Raw genomic sequence first — 19,720 nt, 5'->3', positions numbered from 1 at the left:
AAATATGAGAAGTTATAGAAAGAATAGTCATAGTCAGTATGATTTAAAAGTGCATCTTATATGGATACCAAAATATAGGAAGAGAATATTGATAGGCAAAGTATCGGAAAGGACTAGAGATTTACTGAGGCAGATTTGTATGGAACATGAAGTACATATAATTTCAGGGAAAATATCATGTGATCACGTACATATGTTTATCTCATATAAGCCGCAAATATCTCTTAGCAAGTTAGTACAGTATTTAAAAGGCATTAGCTCAAGAATTTTATTGCAAGAATTTACTCATTTACGAAAACAATTTTGGGGCAATCATTTGTGGGCTAGGGGCTATATGGCAGTCAGTTCAGGTAATATAACTGATGAAATGATACAGCACTATATTGATGAACAGGAAGGTGAACCTGTGAATGATGATCGATTTCTAATCGATTCCACTTTATAACCCCTCAGCTTATAGCTGAGGGTTGTTTAGTTAATCTTTTACGGGTATTACTAAACCAAGGTGTTAACTGATTTACCTGAAAAGTTGTTTCTAAAATCTCTAAATATCTTGATATTGTTCTCTGATCTAATCCTATTTCGTTACCTAAATTCTTTTGATTTAATAAATTACTGCTTTGTAAACCAATCAGACGAAAAAGCTTAGCAAAAGAAACGACATCCAAAAATTTATTTATATTTCGTACATCTCGTTCAATATAAGCTGATTGATAAGAAGAGAACCAACGTTCACGAAATCTTTCTTGCTTTTTTAGTGCGATTTCTGGAAATCCACCATAAAAAATATATTCATTGAGAAATTGAGTATTTATTTCTGGTTTATGTTTTAGCTCTTCAGTCCATTTATCCTTTAATTCATGGATAGTGCTGCCAGAAAAAATATCTGATATAAAAGAAGAGGGATTATTTTGATTTAAAATTTCTCCTAAACTTAACCCCTCAAGATGTATTACATCAATGCGTCCCGCTAGACTTTCAGATATTCTGGGGTAAGAAAAAATATTAGCTGATCCGGTTAAAAGAAAACGCCCTGGTTTCTTATCTTCATCTATTGATTTTTTTATAGCTTTTAAAAGATCGGGAGCTCTTTGAATTTCATCAATAGCAAGAGGATAGCTTGCGTTTTTTATAAATCCGTGAGGGTCTGCAGTGATATAGGATTTAAAAATTCCCTCATCACACAACTGCTTTACTGGTTGCTGCTTCTAATTGCGAAATATCATCTAAAATGTAGACTTACCAACTTGCATAGCTCCAATGATAAGAACGGCAGAAAAATCTTTTAAAGATTGTTTTACAAATGATGTTATATGTCTATTTATCATGTTGTAAATTATAACATACCAATGCTATTATTTACAATGATTATTTTTTATAACCCTTAACCAAGCATCCCAGTCACGTTTGCCTAGATCTTCTTCAAACGATAATAAATCTTTTACAGTTTGTTTACATATTTCTTCGGATGGTATTATAAGATCTTGTTTATTAGCTGAATTTAGTAAACATTGTTTTTACAAGCTTGTTCCAAATGATAAGCATAAAACATAGCTTCATGTATTGTTTTCCCGCAAGTAATAGCACCATGGTTACGAAGTAACATCACATAATTTTGTTTGAGGTCATCAACTAGCCTATCACTTTGTTTATCGGCGTCTAATATCAAAGAATTATATTCATGATAAGAAATTCTGTTGTAAAAATGTAACGCCCATTGGCTGATCGGCAGTAATCCGCATTTTAAAGCAGAGACTGCAATACTTGCTGGAGTGTGATAATGAAAAATAGCTGAAATATCAGGACGTGTTCGATAAATACTTCCGTGAATAAAGTAGCCAGTCTTATTATATTGATATTCCTCTCCCTCTAAAATTCTGCCATCTAAACTAACTTTTAGGATATTATGTTCTGTTACTTCTTCAAACCTAAGTCCGAAAGGGTAAATATAATAAAAATCAGCATCTTTAGGTCTTGCGGATAGATGGGTATAGGTATGGTCATCCATCGACAAATATGCCATTATTTTATAAGCAGCTGCTAGGTTGTACTTTATGTTATTCATGAGTTAGTATTTTTTATTATTTTCTGGATGCCTTAGGTACAAGCAACTAGATGACACAGAGGCTATTTATAAAAAAGGTATATATATATTTTCTCTTTCCATATCTATAACCGCTCCTTTAGGAGTTTTTAAACATTCTTGTAAATGTTTTTTATTTAAATATGGTGCTAAATTATAATTCAATATATGGCATTGTAGATTATCTTTTTTATTACTAAAATTAAATGCGATTTCATTTCCTTGCTCTAACGATTTTTTAATATTTATTGCTTGCTCTATAAAACTCTTTTGTTCTAAACTTAAATGTTTGATTCTTAGAATATTTTTTATTACTGAGAATGAAAAAACAGCAAATAATAACATAAGAACAAATAATTCTTTTCTACTCTGTTTTTCATTTAAGAAAATACTACTTTTTATATATGCAGCAGCAATCATATCTATAGCTAGAACGTAACAACCAAGATATCGAAGTAATGAGGCTGCTCTAATTGCTTCTTCATAGCTAAAAGTAAAGAAATATAGATATAGCCGCCATAAAGCAAAAATTATACCACAAATAAATGTGGATATTAGAAAAAATTTATATGCCCTTAATAGTTCCAGTTTATATTTACGAATTTCATACCAAGCAATAAAACAAATAATATATACAACTAAACTTCCTTCTTTTACTAAAAATTTTAAAAGAAACTTACCATAATTTAGTAATAATAATTTATGCTGTTCATTAAAATTTTCTACAATATATATTAAATTACTAAAACTATGCTCTTTTCTATCTAAGAAATCGTGAGTATTCCTAAAATAACCCATTAAGATAAAATTGCATAATATTGGTAGAATTAATAAAATTACATAGGTAGTATAATCATGTGATGTTTTAGGTTTTTTATCAAAAAATGTATAATGTAATATAAGAATTATCGAAGCAAAACTTGCTAACCACGCTCCAATTTCTCTAAACAAAGGAAGCAATATAGCAATAGGTATAATCAGCTTTAAAGCTTTTTTCTTATCTTCTTCAAGGATATAAATAGCAAAGATAGTTCCGAACATTAGCCCTATAGTACTATCATTATATATAGAGCGAAGCCCTGTTGTATATAATACTACTGCACAAAGTATAGCAGAAAATAGTAAACCGGTTTGCCAAATTTTCTTATTGGAGGCTAAAGGAGCTAAGAACATTAAATGTAGTAAGAAATGAGCAAATAGCACATTTCCGTCCGAGTAACCTGAAAGCATTAACATAAAATAATGATAAACAGCGGCACCTCTTGGATAATGTGCATGCGTAGAAATAATAGAGGTAAGTGAAGTTTGGTTTTCAAAAACTCCTGAATATAATAGTTCTTTAGTAAATATTCCCCAATGAGAAAAATCATCATAAGCGTGCAGTGATGCTTCTCTGGTATAGAGAAAAAAAACAAAGATTACTAAAGTAAAAAAGAGAGATTCATAAGAAAATTTATGCCGATTTATAAAAGCTAATAATATACCGATGAAGTAAAGTAAATAGGTAGCGACCATTAACAGATTTAGTATAGTACAGCAATATAGAATCGTGATTAATATGCTAATTGTTATAGGTATCGCATGGTTTAATTTTACTTTGAAATATTTTGAGAAAAAGCATGAAAAGCCAAGAAAACTTAATATTGGTATAATAATCATTTTATTTCTAGCATTAATTGTAATTTAGATGTCATATAATAAAGATCAAAAGTTTAAATGTAAACTTTTCTATTGTTTTTAGCATGCAATTGACTATATTTAATAGACATTAGTAATTTATTTTAATAAAGAATAATTATTTATATGGCAACAGCAGATACATCGAAGCGTAGCGATAAGTTACGGAAAAGTTTAGAAAAAACTTTATCTTCCTCTAAGGCTAACAAGTTAGTTAATAGTGCAATTAAAGATTTATCCTCTTCAAATGGGTTAAGTTTTAAAACAATCTTACTTGGAGCAAAATTTGCTTTAACTAACCCTGTAAATACTTATAACCTTGTTAAACTTGCAAGATCTTCTGATACGTATCTTGATCCAGAATTTCAAAAATCACTTCTCGAGGAAAAACCAATATGGGAGTTTTTAAAAAAGAATGCCAGTAATTTACCTAAAATAGGGCAAATACTTGCTAAAGCTGGATTTAAAGAATTTCAAGAAGGTAATTTCTTAGATCAGAAAGGTTTGGATATATTAAAAGAAAGTTTTAAAAATGATAATGTGCTTCATCAGCTCAAAGAAGTTGCAATTGAAGTAAAAAAAGAAGAACCTGATTGGAACAAAGTAACTTCTAACACTTTAGATATGCTTACTAAAGATAAAAACTTCGAAAAGTTTTTTAATGAAAAAGGAAAGGATATTGCAAGCTATATAAAAATCGGGGCAACTGAAATATTACCAAGCGATTATGTCAAAAGTTTTGATGATATATTACAAAAACCGGAAAGTAAGCAAAGCTATGCAGAAGTGCAAAAAATCTTTAATAAAAATCCTGCTTTAAAGCAAGAATTCGCTGAAAATATAGATAATTTGAGGTCTTTAAAGGAATTTAATAAGCTAAGTCCTGAAAAACAGACAGTATTAAATAGCTTTGTAGCAGATGCTAAACAGCAAGCTAAACCTGAATTAAAAGAGTATTTTGAGAGTTATAGAATTGACCCCGAAGTTTTAAGTACTCTACCTAGTTTGCTAAACCAAATCCCCAAAATGAAAGAAGTGTTTGATACTCTTAATGATCCAAATCAAGGAGTAATGATAGCTATTGAAAAAACTTTAGAAATGACTAAAGACAATAAAGAATTAAGAGATTTTTTTGCCAATAATAAAGAATTTTTACCAAATGCAGCTTTAGGCATTATTGAAAATAATCCTGATTTGCAAAAAATGACCAAAGACTATAATTTTGATAAGCAAATGCTTAATATAGTCGGGGAAATGATGTCAAAGCCTGAAATGGCACATGATATTATGTTAGATGTAAATAAAGGCGATTATATGAGCGTGACAAATAGTTTAATCTCAGCTCTTAATGATCCATCATTTAAGTTAAAAGATACATTAGTGCAGCAAAGTAAAGATGGCTTATTTGATAATTTATTTAAAGGTATAGTTGATGTAGATACAAAAGGTAGCGGTGATATCAAAAAGCAACTTGAAAATTATGGTCTACAAACAGAAGATGTTGTAAATCTTAGCAAAGTGATGCCTTTATTGCTTGATAAGCCTGAGTCATTACAAAAAGTTTTTGGTAGTTTTATTAAAGGTGATTATACGGGAATTGCAAAAGAGCTATTTACTTTAACTAAAGATAGTCCTGAAATTCAGCAATATTTAAATGATAATAAAGGAATATTTGCAAAAGTAGAAGTTAAGGTAGGGTTAGATTATATAACTCAAGCAGTAACAAATATGTTTAGTGGTGTAACACAACCGGTAGAAGATAAAATTACAGACAAAAATATTCTTATTGATCAAGCAGTTGATAAAATATTTTTACAAGCCAAATCAGAAAGTAAGCAAAACTTGCCTAATAAAAAAGAATTTGCCAACGAAGTAAAAACATTATGTAAAGAAAATCTGGAATTTGAGAATTATATTGTAGAAAAATTAAGTTCAAAACCTATTAGTAGTGTAGGCGATGTTTCTACCCCTAAAACAAATCAATACAAACATGCTTCAGATTATACAAATTCTCCTTTGCAAGTTCTAAATTCTTTATATGAAAATTTAGTAAATAAACAAGATATAAAGGCAGGACTATTACCAAATATGCTAAGTGAACAAGTTTCACAAAAGCTATTTGATAAAGGGGATAATAGGGGAGAAGATTTTCATATGATTAATCAGACCTTAAAACAAGTAATTTCTGAGCATATTAAAGAAAATCCAAACATTGTAGATCATTTGTCAAAACCTAAAAATCAAGAAAAGCTGATAAACAATATTGCAAATACTTTAAACGCTAAATCTAAATATACGTGGGCTGGTCTTGCTACTGGTGGGATTTATCTCCCAAAAGAGATTTTCAATAACGAATTAAAAGATAATTTAAAAGCTGAATTTAAAAATAATTTTCATTCAAATACTTTAGCTGAAGCAAAGAATATGACTTCAAATTTAACTGAACAAATAGTTATAAACACTAGTCATAAATTAAGTCCTCCCTCCAATACTCCAATTATACATAATAAAAATACGCAAGAAAAACAAAGATAATAATATCTATATAATACTTGACTAATTTACTAGGATATTCTATTGTACTGCCAATATTTATTGGTAAATAATCCTATGATGCTAACGACAAAAGGTAGGTATGCCGTAATGGCGATATTAGAGATGGCTTCAAATGTAGGCGATGAGCCTATAACTTTGAATAAAATTTCTTTAAAACAAAATATATCACTTAATTATTTAGAGCAAATATTTTCTAAACTTAAAAAAGCCAATTTAGTTAAGGCTATTAGAGGACCAAACGGAGGATATATTTTAATAGGAAAATTAGAAGAAATAAAAATTTCTAATATTATGGATGCTGTAAATGAAAACTTCATAATGACCGGTTGTTACAAAAAATCGATAAAAAATTGTGCCTCAAGTACAATGAAATGTAATTCACATAAATTATGGAAAGGGCTTGGTAAGCATATCAGAGATTATTTTGAAAATATTTCAGTTAAAGATGCTTTAAACCTGAATTTAAATATATGATATATTTAGATCATAATTCTACTACTCCTATTGCACCAAAGGTTAAGGAATATGTCATAAGCTTGATGGATAAGGAACTTAATCCTTCATCTGCTCATAGTTCAGGTAGATTTGCTAAAAATATTATAGAAACAGCACGTTCTCAAATAGCAACAGCTTTAGCTATATCAACGTCATCTAGGGAATATGATATTACTTTTACTTCTTCAGGAACTGAAAGTAATAATTTAATAATGAAAAATTTTTATGATGGTGATATTTTCATTTCTGCTATTGAACATTTATCGATCTATAACCATATAAAGCATGCTCCGAATATTAAAATTATTAGAGTTGACAAGCAAGGGGTAGTTGATCTTGAACATTTGGAGAAGCTATTAGCCCAAAGTATGGCTTCTAAGAAGTTAGTTTCTATAATGATGGCTAATAATGAAAGCGGAGTACTACAAGATATAGCTAAAATAAGTGAAATAGCTAAAAAATATGAGGCAAAATTTCATAGCGATTTAGTACAAAGTTTTGGTAAAATACCAACAAATATCAAAGAGTTAGGGTTAGATTTTGCTACAATTTCAGGGCATAAAATAGGAGGTGGACTAGGTGGTGCTGCTTTAATCTCTACTTCTCGCTTTCCGCTTACTCCAATAATTATAGGAGGTGGACAGGAAAAGTCAGTACGTTCAGGCACTGAAAATGTTTTAGCAATTGCAGGATTCGGCTTAGCAGCTGAATTAATGAAAGAAAATATCGTAGAGAGCCATGTAAAACTCAAAAGCTTACAAGAAGTTTTAGAGAAAAAACTAAAGAAGTATCAAGGCGTAAATATTATTAGCGAAAACGCAAAGAGATTACCTAATACTACCTTGTTTACTGTGCCAGGTACAGACGCTCAGACAAAACTGATCGGTTTTGATTTGCGTTATATTTGTATTAGTTCTGGCTCTGCCTGCTCATCAGGTAAAATATCTAAATCGCATGTGCTAACTAATATGGGGCTAGATGAAGAAGAAGTAAAATCATCTATTAGAGTGTCTTTAGGCTGTAATAATACGGTTGATGATATAAAGGTATTTATGATGGCTTTTAAAGAAGTGTATAATGTTGCATAGCGTCATTGCGAGGAAATTATGAAATAATTGACGAAGCAATCTCAGGAGTTAAGCTTATTATTTCATGAGATTGCAACAAAGCTTCGCTTCTCGCAAGGCATTGTTGTGTGGATCACTTATGTCATTCCTGCGAAAGCGGGAATCCAGAAAAAAAAGCATAAATACAGTAAATTTTTAGGACTAAAAGCTCGATTTATCTCGCTTTATCTGGATCCCCGCCTATGCGGGGATGACATGGTACACGTTTTTCGATCCACGCAACAATGCCTCCTCGCAATGACGATTAAAAAGCCACGGTATGACACAAAAATAAAAAACAAATTTTTAATACTCACAATTATATGAACACACAATTAAACAATTTAATCCTACCAATATATATGGATTATCAGGCAACGACGCCGTTAGATCCACGTGTGATGGAAGCAATGCTGCCATATTTTACTACCAAGTTTGGCAATCCTCATTCACGTAGTCATTCTTTTGGTTGGGAAGCTGAAAACGCTGTAGAAGAGGCAAGAGGTAATATTGCAAAGCTAATAGGGGCTGAGGCTAAGGAAATAATCTTTACATCTGGTGCGACTGAGTCCAATAACCTTGCTATAAAAGGTATAGCAAAATTCTATGGCAATAAAAAGAACCATATTATTACAGTAGTTAGTGAACATAAATGTGTTCTTGATGCTTGCAGGCATTTAGAGCAGGAAGGGGTAAAAGTCACCTACTTACCAATCAAACCTAACGGAATAATCGATTTAGAGGTTTTAAAAAATGCTATAACCGATCAGACTATGCTTGTATCAGTTATGGCGGTGAATAACGAAATAGGTGTGATTCAGCCCTTAAAGGAAATTGGAAAAATTTGTCGTGAGAAAGGTGTTTTCTTTCATTCTGATATTGCTCAAGGGTTTGGTAAAGTTCCAATTGATGTTAATGAGTGCAATATTGACCTTGCAAGTATCTCAGGGCATAAAATTTATGGTCCAAAAGGCATAGGTGCTTTGTATGTTAGAAAAAAACCTCGTGTGCGTATCACTCCGCTAATAAGTGGTGGTGGTCAAGAGCGTGGTATGCGTTCTGGTACGCTACCAACCCCACTAATAGTAGGGCTTGGCACAGCTGCTAATATCGCTTATAATGAGATGGAAAAAGATACCAAGCATGTAAATCAATTATTTGATAAGTTTTTAGGTGCTATAAATAGTCAAATTTCGGAAGTTTACCTAAATGGTGATAAAGATCAAAGATATAAAGGCAACTTGAATTTAAGCTTTGCAGGTGTCGAGGGAGAATCAATTATCCTTGCTATTAAAGATTTAGCTGTTTCTTCTGGTTCAGCCTGTACTTCAGCCTCGCTTGAACCATCATATGTATTGCGTTCTATGGGAGTTGATGAGGAACTTGCCCATACTTCGATTAGATTCGGCATAGGTAGATTTACTAGTGAGCAAGAAGTTGATTATGCAGTAAAGTTAATATGCTCAAAAATCAATAAGCTACGGGACTTAAGCCCACTTTGGGAAATGATGCAAGAGGGGATTGATCTAAAGAAAATTAAATGGGCTACTCACTGATGCTCGCATGATTTTAAGAATTGCTCTTTCATTTTATCAGGGATTCGTGTGCTCACGTACTACTTGTACGCTTCGCTCACTCACCCATCAAAATAAAATTCAATTCTCAAAATCATGCGAGCATCTATATAAAAATAGAATCATGAATTAAGGAATAACAATGGCTTATAGTAAAAAAGTAATAGATCATTATGAGAATCCACGTAATGTGGGGTCGCTTGATAAAGAGAAAAAAAACGTTGGTACTGGCTTAGTCGGAGCTCCAGCATGCGGTGACGTGATGAAGTTACAAATCGAGGTTGACGATAACGGCATTATTACGGATGCAAAATTTAAAACATTTGGCTGTGGTTCAGCTATTGCCTCAAGTTCTTTAGTAACAGAATGGGTAAAAGGTAGATCAATAGACGATGCTGAAGAAATTAAAAACACCGAAATAGCAAAAGAATTATCTCTGCCTCCGGTAAAACTTCATTGTTCACTTCTTGCTGAAGATGCCATAAAAGCAGCTATAGCCGATTACAAGCTTAAAAAAGAAAATAAAAAAGACTCTTAACATATGAAGAAAAGCGTTATTTCATTAACTGATTCGGCTGCAAAACAAGTGCAATTGCTGATAGAAAAACGTAATAAACCTACATATGGAATTAGAGTAGGGGTTAAGTCAGGCGGTTGTGCTGGTCAAACTTATTATGTTGAATATGCCGATAATAAAAACCAATTTGATGAAGTAGTCGAAGAAAAAGGCGTGCGAATCCTAATCGATCCGAAAGCATTGATGTATATATTAGGCTCTGAAATGGATTATGTAGAAACGAAATTCAAATCCCAATTCACTTTTACCAATCCCAACGAAAAAGCTAATTGCGGCTGCGGTAAGTCTTTTAGCGTATAATCCCACTTGATTAATTACCCACTATGTATTATCATATAAGTTATAATATAAAATATTAAGCTATATGACACAAGCATGTGTATTAAAACCTGATGCGAAAGGAAGAATAACACTTGGTAAACTAGCTAAAGGAGTGAGTAGTTTCCATGTTATGATTAATAGTAAAAAAGGACAAATTATTTTAGAGCCTTATACAGAAATTCCTTTAAAAGAAAGTTGGCTATTTAATAATAAAAAAGCTTTAGAGCAGCTAAATAATGGTATTAAAGAGTCAGCTAAGGGGCAAGTAAAATACATAGAAGACTTCCATACTCGATCAACTTGAAAAATTGGCTACGTCGCCTTTGTAAGTCCTCAGATGCTCACGTATTAAGTATACGCTCCGCTCTTCGGCTTACAGTCTCCTTGCTCTTTTCCAAGTTGATCTTCGTCTATTTCTCTTCCAAATCCACGTCATCCTAGTTTAAATACTCATAAATATAAGTCTATTAAAGGAAATAACTGAGAAGAAATATTTGAAGATTATGCTGAAAATAATACTCCTGCGGCTTATAGAGTTTTTTGGCATTATGGACCTAAGAAAGATAATATTACCATTTTAATAATTACAGCACATCCATAACTATAGTAATTTCTTGGAAAGAACAATTGCGTTGCAGCAAATCCTTTAGTGTCTAGCATCTCAAGCTATATTATTTTTAGTTTTAAAAATTTCTTTATTTTCTATTAAAAAATTAATAAGCTTCTAAAATTGTTCAAAATATAACCCTTTTGATACTATGTTTTACGGCTTTTAATAAAATTAACTTAGGAGTAACTAATGAAAACAAAAATTGAAAAATTACCAGTACCAAAATATATCGGTATCCTGGAGGAAAATTATTTGTCACTAGAATTTATAATTTTACAGACATTCAATCCACAAAAATTCTTTGTTGAAAATTTGGATAGCAATTTTGCTATAGACAAATCTAATAATACGTTCAACGAGATTGCTTTATTAAATGAAGACATGCCTGCGATAGGTGAAGTTCCTAAACTACTTACTGTGATCAAATCTAAAAATAATATATATAATACTATCGGCTTTTAGCCGATAGTAACCCAGCTACTTCCACGTAGCAAGTCCTTGTTTTACGTAAAACCAACACTGCAATAGTCAGTATTATAAGTAGGAAAGTAAAGAAGCTAAATGTTACCCATAATGATTTGAAGTTTTGCCATAGTAGCATACTGAAGAAAGGCGTGCTTGAGGATAATATAATACCACCAAGTGAGTGGGATAAGCTATAAAGCCTCATTCTAACAGCTGTTTTAAATAAAGATTGGACGATAATTTGTAGCGGAACAGCGTAAAATGCGGCAAGCCCAATTAATATAATAGGACATATAACAGTAAATATTTGCTGATATAGTAAAGTTTGCATAGTAAAAGCTGTTACAAGACTAAGTAGCAGGGCAAATATAATTTGTTTTAAAGGATTTATTTTATCAGCAAGCATTCCTGCGAAAATAGCCGCTATCCCGTAAGTAATAATTAGGCTTATGTTCATAAACTCAGTTTCTATAGGGTTTATAAAAGCTATTTTTGCTAAAAATACTCCTAAAAAATATACTAAAAAATGGTATATACCGCCGATTGTACCATTTATTAGTAATGCCAAAATAAAAGACTTTTTAGAGTTTTTTAGAGATTGTAATATAGGAATATTATCAGATTGTTTATTTTTGTTATGTAAAAATTCGTTGCTTTCTTTGAAATAATCTCTCATTAAAATAGCAAATAATCCAAATATAGCACCGATCAGGAAATTAATTCGCCATAAATAATAAATATTAAGGTTAGTCGCACAATAATAAGCCATAGCAGCAAGTAACGCTCCTATTTGGGTGCAGCTGGCAACTATTCCTAGCCCTAAATTTTTTCGGTTATTTTTTGTTTTTTCTGCTACATAAACTTTTATGCCGTCAACTTCACCAGCTAAACTTGCAAGAAAAATCATCCGGCAAAATGTAAGTATAATTGTAGCAAGAATACCTATTTTATCAAAGGAAGGGGTAACAGCGATTAGCAAGGTAGAAATGCTGCTGATAAACATTGATATTTTGATGGATTTAGTGCGTCCATATCTATCCCCTATATAGCCAAAAATTATAGAGCCTAAAGGACGGATCACAACAGCCGTACTAAGTAAGGCAAAAAAGCCAAGTAGCTGTGTTTCATGCGTACTTCTAGGTAAAAAATTTTGTGCTAAAATGTGAGCTGATAAGCCGAATAATGCATAATCGTAGTAACGAATTATAGATACAAAAAACGCAATTAAAAAAGCTGAATTGGACATAAAATATATTTCTTTCTATACCATGATAGTATCATATGATACTATTATAATGTAATTTGTCGATAAAATATCTATGGTATACTCAGTATAATATTATTTATAAAGGATCAATATGAAAAAATTTATGAAATACTTATTTTATGCTTTTCTATATATAGCAGTAACGATAATAGTTGCCTATATAGTTTTGGCTCAGACGATTCCAGATGATGGGCAGTGTCATATGGTAGATAGACCGCTTGTTATTCATTATATTTTAGCTGCTATTATTACTGCTTTACCAACATTAGTTTTAATATATAGTAAGAAAAAAAAGAAAAAATAATATGATTGGTAAATTAAGCGGTAGAGTCGACTCAAGCTATGATGATTACGTTATAATCGATGTAAGCGGAGTAGGGTATAGGGTTTTTGCTTCCGCTAAAACTTTAAGCAAACTTTCAGAAGGAGAATCTTATAAACTATTTATTGAAACCCATGTTAGAGAAGATCATATTAATTTATACGGCTTTTTGAGTTTGGAAGAAAAGAGCTTTTTTAACTTGCTGCAATCCGTAAATGGTATAGGAACAAGGATGGCTTTGTCTATTTTGTCAGCCCTTACGCCTACTGATATACAAATTGCCATAAATAATGAAGATAAGAATATTTTTAAAGCGATCTCAGGAGTAGGAGCTAAACTAGCCGAGCCTATAGTACGAGAATTAAGCGATAAAGTGGCAAAAATATCAAGCTCATCTGCTGCTATTAAAGACAGTTTAAACATTAAAGGCATCACCCCAGTAGCTAGCAACGAAGTAATAAAAGCCTTAATAAATATGGGATTCTCAAGATTTGAAGCACAAAATACCGTACAAGAAATTATCACTAAAAACCCTGAAATCTCTATCGATGAACTAATCAGAACCGCACTAAAGAATCGTAATAATAATTTTTAAATAAATCGTATAGCAAAAAACTATTTTTTCGCTATTATTGGTTAGTATATGTAAATCGTCATTGTGAGAAGGCATTGCCTGCATAGATCAAAAAACGCCCTAAGGTAGTCATCTAGTTGCTTGGGAACTAGATCCAGAAAATAATAAAAAATACTAATTTTATTAGTATTTTTAACTGGCTCTAGTTCATAAATTACGGGATAACAGGGGGGGAATGATCCACGCAACAACGCCTTGCGAGAAGAAATTGCAAGTTTCGACGAAGCAGTCTCAGGAATATTATACTACTTCATGAGATTACCTCCGCCCTCTGCTACGCATCTCCTCGCAATGACATTTTCCGATCTACAAAACCGTCTAAAAAAGTTAATGACTAATATATTATATCCTGAAAAAAGTCAAAATGATCAAGAATTGCCGCTAAGGCCGTCATATTTACAAGAATTTGTTGGACAACAACAGATTAAGGAAAACCTTTCTGTATTTATTAGGGCAGCTAAATCTCGTGGTGAACATCTCGATCATACTTTATTTTATGGTCCGCCTGGGCTTGGTAAGACTACGCTTGCCAAGATTATTTCTAATGAGATAGGTGGTAATTTCAAATCTACCTCCGGTCCTGCTATACTTAAAGCAGCAGATTTAGCCGCTATTCTCACCAACCTTGAAAAAAATGATGTATTATTTATTGATGAAATTCATCGTTTAAATACTTCGGTTGAAGAGGTTTTATATCCGGCTATGGAAGATTTTGAGCTTGATATAATTATTGGTGAAGGTCCTGGCTGCAAGATCGGTAAAAATAAACCTGCCACAATTTACGCTTATAGGGGCTACTACTCGTCTTGGATTGCTTAGTAATCCTCTGCGTGATAGGTTTGGTATTCCTATGCGTTTGAATTTTTATAATACTGAAGAGCTGAAAAAAGTTTTAAACAGAGCAAGTAAATTGCTTGATATTGATTTGACTGATTCAGGTTCAGAAGAAATAGCAAGAAGAAGTAGAGGAACGCCAAGAATTGCCTTAAGGTTGCTACGCCGTATAAGAGATTTTGCAGCGGTTAACAATCAGTTAGAAATAGATAAAGAAATAGCCAATTTTGGTTTAAACCGCTTAGAAGTTGATATTATCGGGCTTGATAGCAACGATTATCGTTATTTAAAATTTATAGCAGATAATTATAATGGCGGACCTGTCGGAATTGAGACGATTGCCGCCGCTCTTTCCGAGCAGCGTGATGCACTTGAGGAAACCATAGAGCCTTATCTAATACAGATAGGTTTACTACAAAGAACACCACGGGGCAGGGTGATAACAGCTGCTGCTTTTGAGCATTTAAAAATTCCACTGCCAACTAGCTCTACTTACCAATTTAATATTTTTAACGACAATGAATAATAATTTAGATAATGACTATAAAGCTTTTTATATAATTAAAAGGCTGATAAAAAATCATGTTAAACCTTATGCAACTAGGATATATGTAGCAATATTTTGTATGGCTGTCGCAGCAATTTGTACGGCAATTATAGTACATGCGGTTAGACCTATTATTGATAAGATTTTTTTAACGCATGATAGAAGAATGCTTGTTATAATGCCGATAGTGCTTATCGTGACTTTCTTTGTCAAAGGAATTTCGGAATATTATCAGAATTATCTAATAAAATTTGTCGGGCAGAGAGTATTAAACGATTTGCAGATAAAAATGTATGAGCATTTGTTATTTGCCGATATTTCTTTTATTCAAAAGCAATCTTCAGGGCGTCTTATATCCCGCTTTACTAACGATATTTCTTTAATGCGTGGTGCTGTTTCTAATTTACTCGTCGGATGTGCTAAACATTTCCTAACTGTAGTGTGTTTAATAATAACGATGTTTAATTTAGAACCGCTACTATCTTGTGTGGTTTTTCTTGTTTTTCCGCTTGCTGTTTATCCGGTACAAAAGATGGGTAGAAGGATAAGAAGAATATTTGCACGATCACAAGAGGAGCTTGGGCATTATACCTCTAAGCTTGATGAAGCCTTTCAGTCAATTAAAATTATTAAATCTTTTGTCGGTGAAAAAATAGAAAGTAAAAGAGCAGCATTAATTATCAATAATATTTTAGAATATTATAAAAAAACATCTAAATTAGATGCGTTAGTTTCGCCGATTATGGAGGGGTTAAGCGGTCTTGCAGTTGGTGGTATGGTATGGTATGGAGGTAACTTGGTACTTGACGGAAAAACTACCCCAGGTGCATTATTTGCTTTTTTAGCTTCTTTTGCCGCAGCTTATAGACCATTTAAAAGTTTAGTATCGTTGAATATTAACCTCCAAGAGGGGATAGCAGCAGCTAAAAGGGTGTTTAGTATTTTAGATACCGAACCTATTATCAAAGATCGTAGTGATTCTAAGGAAGTAGATTTATCTGATGCACAAATTACTTTTGAGAAATTAGCTTTAGGTTTTGAAAGTAAAGTAGCCATAAAGCATATAGATTTAAAGCTAAAATCTAATAAGATGCTTGCCTTTGTCGGGCGTTCTGGTAGTGGTAAAACTTCGCTTAGTAATTTGCTAGTACGTTTTTATGATCCCACAGAAGGAAGAATTTTAATTAATACTCATGATATTAAAGATATTAAGCTTATTTCTCTACGTAAGCAGATTGCTTTGGTTACTCAAGATACGCATTTATTTGATACTAGCGTTGCCGAGAATATAGCATATAGTCAACCTAATGCTACACGAGAAGAAATAATTAAGGCAGCACAATATGCTGATGCACATGAGTTTATCATGCAGCTACCAAATGGTTATGATACACAAATAGGTGTGCAAGGGACAACTCTTTCAGGGGGTCAGCGTCAACGTTTATCGATTGCCAGAGCTTTCTTAAAAGATGCACCTATTCTAATTTGGGATGAAGCAACAAGCAGCTTAGATCAATCTTCTGAGCAGAAAATTCTAGAATCTCTAAAGAAATTACGTAAAGGAAAAACTACTTTAATTATTACCCATCGCTTAAGTAGCATTACTGACCTTGATAATATAATTGTGATGAAAAATGGTGCGGTTTGTGAACAAGGAAACCATAAGCAGCTGCTTAATAATAAGGGTGAATATTATGCTTTGTATAATAAGGAATTGAGGGAAGAAACTGTTTCTAATGTTATTCCGTGAGCTTGTAGCGGGATCTCAGGAGACAGTTTATAATAAATAGATACCTTAGGTACAAGCCGCGGTATGACACTACTGTACTAACCATAAATAAAAACAACTAACATGTTTATTACCAGAATATTTAAAGACTACCGCTTATTCGAAATATTAATCTTAGGAATAGTTAGTGGGATGCCGCTAGCTATAATTTTTAGTACTATTTCGGTTTGATTAAAAGAGTCTGGTATAGATATTGCAGTTATCACTACTTTTGGAATAGCAAAACTATCGAGGGTGTCAGGAAGTTTGTGTAAGTTGTAAAAATAGTTAAGAATAAAAATAACATAAACAACTTACATGGAGCTAATATGAAGAACAATAACAAAGTATCAAATCCAGCTATAGAAAAATTAGTATCAGAAATACTATCACAAAGTGATCCATCTGAAATATTTGGTAAAGAAGGGATATTTCAGGGAATTAAAAAGCAGATAGTAAATAAGATTTTAGAGAAAGAAATGGAATCTCATATAGGTTATGAGAAACATTCTAAAAATGAGAAATACTCAGATAACAGACGTAATGGTAATTATGAAAAGACTCTAATAGATCCAGAAGGTCGTAAATTGACAGTAGAAGTGCCAAGGGATCGGGATGGAGAATTTGAACCTCAACTAATTCCAAAAGGAGTGCGTAAATTTGAAGGATTTGATGATAAAGTAATATCCTTATATGCTCGGGGAATGACCATTAGGGAAATACAAGGGCACTTAGAAGAACTATATGCCACCAAGGTATCATCTGAGTTAATATCAAAGGTAACTGATGGTATTTTAGAGGAAGTAACTGCTTGGCAGAATAGAGCACTTAATAATGTATATCCTATAATGTACTTAGATTGTATTCATGTTAAGGCAAGAGATAATCATGTAATAATAAATAAAGCGGTTTATCTAGCTATTGGAGTGAATATGGAGGGCAAGAAAGAGCTATTAGGAATTTGGATAGGCAAGAATGAAGGGTGTAAATTTTGGATGCAGGTAGTAACAGAACTGAAGAATCGAGGAGTTGCACAAATATATGTTGCATGTGTTGATGGTCTTAAGGGTTTTCCAGAGGCGATAAATAGCATTTTTCCAAAGACGATAGTGCAGTTGTGTATTGTTCATATGGTAAGAAATTCTGTAAAATACGTATCATACAAAGATCTAAAAGCGGTAACAGCTGATTTAAAAGCAGTTTATTATGCAATAAATGAAGCAGAGGGATTAAGAGAATTACAAAACTTTGCCAAAAAATGGGATGAAAAATATCCAGTTATTTTTGACATATGGCAACGAAATTGGTCTGGCATAGCTCCATTTTTTAGCTTTCCGGAAGACATTAGGAAGGCGATTTACACTACTAATGCTATTGAATCCACTAACCGTCAAATTCGTAAAATTATTAAAAATAAAGGAGTATTTCCAGATGACAAATCGATTCAGAAAATAATCTTTTTGGCGTTGACAAATGCCTCTAAAAAATGGACAATGCCTATTAAGAATTGGGCGATGGCTTTAAATCAATTTGCTATACTTTGTGATACTAATTTACAAAATTGGGCAAATGGAGAAATCGTACTTACACAAAAAATCTGACAGACCCAAACTATCTTATTCTCTAAAAGTATTTTGGACTCCTCTGATTGATAGTTTTAAAGTACCTTTCCTAAGTAGATGGGGACATAGAAAAGGCTGGCTTATATTATGCAGCAGTTTAATGGCTTTAGTATTAATCGCTATGGGAAGAGAAAATCCTGCTGTTTCTTTAACCGCTTTATATTTTCTAACCATAGCTTTAGGGTTTTTATCAAGTACATTTGATATTGCTGTTGATGCTCTTCGTATTGATAAGTTTGAAGAAGAAACCCAAGGCATAGCTAGTGCAACAGCGGTATTAGGTTATAGAATTGGTATGTTGATTACAGGTGGCTGGGCTTTATATTTTGCTGAAATAACTAACGATAACTGGCAATTAACTTTCTTTGTTATAGGTATAATATTTGCCGTCTCTACTATTTTTATAATAACAGTAAAGGAAAAAGAATTAGTAAGAGAAAAGATAAAATTTACTTCTATCGCTTCTTGGATTCATACAGTAATTAGTCCTTTTAAAGATTTTTTTAAAAGAGAATTTGCCGTAACTATTCTATTTGCTGTAATATTTTTTAAACTTGGTGATTCGATGCTTTTATCTATTACATCGCCTTTTTATATAGAACTTGGTTATACTAAATCAGAAATAGTAGTAATTGTTAAGCTATATGGCTTGATTGCAACCTTAGTCGGTGGGTTTGTCGGTGGTATGGTAATGTATAGGTTTAATAATTTTAAAGGTTTGATTATTACCAGTATCATCCAAAGCATAACACATTTTGCGTTTATTTGGCTTAATGGTCAACCTCCTTCTTTTGGAGCTTTATTAATTACTATTACTATAGAAAATTTTGCTGCCGCTATGGGTACTACTGCTTTGGTTGGATATATAAGCTATTTATGTAATAAAAAATACTCAGCAACGCAATATGCACTTTTTACCGCTGCGAGCAGTTTATGTAACAATACTGTCACTATTTATGCTGGTAAACTTGTAAATATGCTAGCCTGGAATGGCTTTTTCATCTTCAATATCATTTTAGCCTTGCCTGCTTTATTTATATTAATGTATCTTAATAAAAAGGTTAACGTGTAGTAAGTTTTAGTTCTGTCTGTGTCATCCTGTGGCGGCATTGTTACGTGATTCCGATGTCATTCCGTTGATCGCAGGAATCCAGTTAACTATACTGTCACCCCGTGACTTGTGAACTAGGTCTTTTATCGCAGGCTGTGTCCTGAGATACCGCGGTCGAGCCGCAGTATGACATAGGGACTTTACCCTGGAT

Annotated in this window: 16 protein-coding genes and 4 pseudogenes; 16 read left to right on the top strand and 4 right to left on the bottom strand. The window is 32.5% G+C overall.

Annotated elements, in window-relative coordinates; all coding sequences use genetic code 11:
* The first annotated feature begins 4 nt into the window (after nucleotides 1–4).
* Nucleotides 5–445, top strand: a complete 441-nt coding sequence (tnpA, locus tag BA173_RS06780) for an IS200/IS605 family transposase (RefSeq protein WP_095568239.1) — start codon at nucleotides 5–7, stop codon at nucleotides 443–445.
* Nucleotides 446–449: 4 nt separating this feature from the next.
* On the opposite strand, the gene BA173_RS06775 is transcribed toward tnpA, so the two are convergent.
* The 3 genes and pseudogenes from BA173_RS06775 to BA173_RS06765 form a co-directional block, all read right to left on the bottom strand.
* Nucleotides 450–1,187: an ATP-binding protein gene (locus BA173_RS06775; RefSeq protein ID WP_016948494.1), complete on the bottom strand. Its 738-nt coding sequence runs from the start codon at nucleotides 1,185–1,187 to the stop codon at nucleotides 450–452.
* A 168-nt stretch (nucleotides 1,188–1,355) separates the two neighbouring features.
* Nucleotides 1,356–2,065: pseudogene (locus BA173_RS06770) on the bottom strand (class II aldolase/adducin family protein).
* A gap of 66 nt (nucleotides 2,066–2,131) precedes the next feature.
* Nucleotides 2,132–3,742, bottom strand: coding sequence for a hypothetical protein (locus BA173_RS06765; protein WP_068041378.1), 1,611 nt, complete (start codon nucleotides 3,740–3,742; stop codon nucleotides 2,132–2,134).
* Nucleotides 3,743–3,886: 144 nt separating this feature from the next.
* Here BA173_RS06765 and BA173_RS06760 point away from each other — a divergent pair, with 144 nt between their 5' ends.
* The 8 genes from BA173_RS06760 to BA173_RS06715 all read left to right on the top strand — a co-directional run bounded on the left by BA173_RS06760 (nucleotide 3,887) and on the right by BA173_RS06715 (nucleotide 11,461).
* On the top strand, nucleotides 3,887–6,295 hold the full coding sequence (locus tag BA173_RS06760; protein ID WP_016948497.1) for a hypothetical protein: 2,409 nt from the start codon (nucleotides 3,887–3,889) through the stop codon (nucleotides 6,293–6,295).
* 75 nt (nucleotides 6,296–6,370) lie between these two features.
* Nucleotides 6,371–6,790, top strand: a complete 420-nt coding sequence (locus BA173_RS06755; protein ID WP_068041377.1) for an Rrf2 family transcriptional regulator — start codon at nucleotides 6,371–6,373, stop codon at nucleotides 6,788–6,790.
* Complete coding sequence (locus BA173_RS06750) at nucleotides 6,787–7,899, top strand: cysteine desulfurase family protein (RefSeq protein ID WP_068041373.1); 1,113 nt, start codon at nucleotides 6,787–6,789, stop codon at nucleotides 7,897–7,899. Before BA173_RS06755 ends, BA173_RS06750 begins: the two co-directional genes overlap by 4 nt.
* Nucleotides 7,900–8,240: 341 nt before the next feature.
* On the top strand, nucleotides 8,241–9,473 hold the full coding sequence (locus tag BA173_RS06740; protein ID WP_068041367.1) for an IscS subfamily cysteine desulfurase: 1,233 nt from the start codon (nucleotides 8,241–8,243) through the stop codon (nucleotides 9,471–9,473).
* A gap of 160 nt (nucleotides 9,474–9,633) precedes the next feature.
* A complete protein-coding gene (iscU, locus tag BA173_RS06735) occupies nucleotides 9,634–10,029 on the top strand; it encodes a Fe-S cluster assembly scaffold IscU (protein ID WP_011477608.1) in 396 nt (131 codons plus the stop codon).
* A 3-nt stretch (nucleotides 10,030–10,032) separates the two neighbouring features.
* On the top strand, nucleotides 10,033–10,368 hold the full coding sequence (locus BA173_RS06730; protein ID WP_011477607.1) for an iron-sulfur cluster assembly accessory protein: 336 nt from the start codon (nucleotides 10,033–10,035) through the stop codon (nucleotides 10,366–10,368).
* Nucleotides 10,369–10,432: 64 nt separating this feature from the next.
* Complete coding sequence (locus BA173_RS06725; protein ID WP_016947764.1) at nucleotides 10,433–10,693, top strand: hypothetical protein; 261 nt, start codon at nucleotides 10,433–10,435, stop codon at nucleotides 10,691–10,693.
* A 495-nt stretch (nucleotides 10,694–11,188) separates the two neighbouring features.
* The gene (locus BA173_RS06715; RefSeq protein ID WP_068041364.1) at nucleotides 11,189–11,461 is read left to right on the top strand and encodes a hypothetical protein; all 273 of its coding nucleotides are present in this window, start codon (nucleotides 11,189–11,191) and stop codon (nucleotides 11,459–11,461) included.
* On the opposite strand, the gene BA173_RS06710 is transcribed toward BA173_RS06715, so the two are convergent.
* Nucleotides 11,448–12,710 (bottom strand): MFS transporter, encoded by a 1,263-nt coding sequence (locus tag BA173_RS06710; protein WP_068041363.1) that lies wholly within the window; start codon nucleotides 12,708–12,710, stop codon nucleotides 11,448–11,450. The two genes, BA173_RS06715 and BA173_RS06710, sit on opposite strands and share 14 nt — an antisense overlap.
* A 112-nt stretch (nucleotides 12,711–12,822) precedes the next feature.
* Between BA173_RS06710 and BA173_RS06705 the strand changes: the two genes are divergently transcribed.
* The 7 genes and pseudogenes from BA173_RS06705 to BA173_RS06680 all read left to right on the top strand — a co-directional run.
* The gene (locus BA173_RS06705; protein ID WP_016947891.1) at nucleotides 12,823–13,035 is read left to right on the top strand and encodes a hypothetical protein; all 213 of its coding nucleotides are present in this window, start codon (nucleotides 12,823–12,825) and stop codon (nucleotides 13,033–13,035) included.
* 1 nt (nucleotide 13,036) lies between these two features.
* Nucleotides 13,037–13,648, top strand: coding sequence for a Holliday junction branch migration protein RuvA (gene ruvA, locus BA173_RS06700; RefSeq protein WP_068041362.1), 612 nt, complete (start codon nucleotides 13,037–13,039; stop codon nucleotides 13,646–13,648).
* A 369-nt stretch (nucleotides 13,649–14,017) separates the two neighbouring features.
* A pseudogene (gene ruvB / locus BA173_RS09045) lies at nucleotides 14,018–15,047 on the top strand (Holliday junction branch migration DNA helicase RuvB).
* Nucleotides 15,040–16,818: an ABC transporter ATP-binding protein gene (locus BA173_RS06690; protein WP_016948358.1), complete on the top strand. Its 1,779-nt coding sequence runs from the start codon at nucleotides 15,040–15,042 to the stop codon at nucleotides 16,816–16,818. The pseudogene ruvB and the gene BA173_RS06690 overlap by 8 nt, the downstream one beginning before the upstream one ends.
* Nucleotides 16,819–16,920: 102 nt before the next feature.
* Nucleotides 16,921–17,088 (top strand): annotated as a pseudogene (locus BA173_RS08035) (MFS transporter); the annotation flags it as partial.
* Between the two features lie 77 nt (nucleotides 17,089–17,165).
* Nucleotides 17,166–18,437, top strand: coding sequence for an IS256 family transposase (locus BA173_RS06685; RefSeq protein WP_157738100.1), 1,272 nt, complete (start codon nucleotides 17,166–17,168; stop codon nucleotides 18,435–18,437).
* Between the two features lie 7 nt (nucleotides 18,438–18,444).
* Nucleotides 18,445–19,530, top strand: a pseudogene (locus tag BA173_RS06680) (MFS transporter); the annotation flags it as partial.
* Nucleotides 19,531–19,720: the final 190 nt, after the last annotated feature.

Source organism: Rickettsia sp. MEAM1 (Bemisia tabaci) (assembly GCF_002285905.1).
Classification (GTDB): Bacteria; Pseudomonadota; Alphaproteobacteria; order Rickettsiales; family Rickettsiaceae; genus Rickettsia.
The sequence above is the reverse complement of the archived record's forward strand: the minus strand, read 5'-3'. Positions and strand labels throughout refer to the sequence as shown.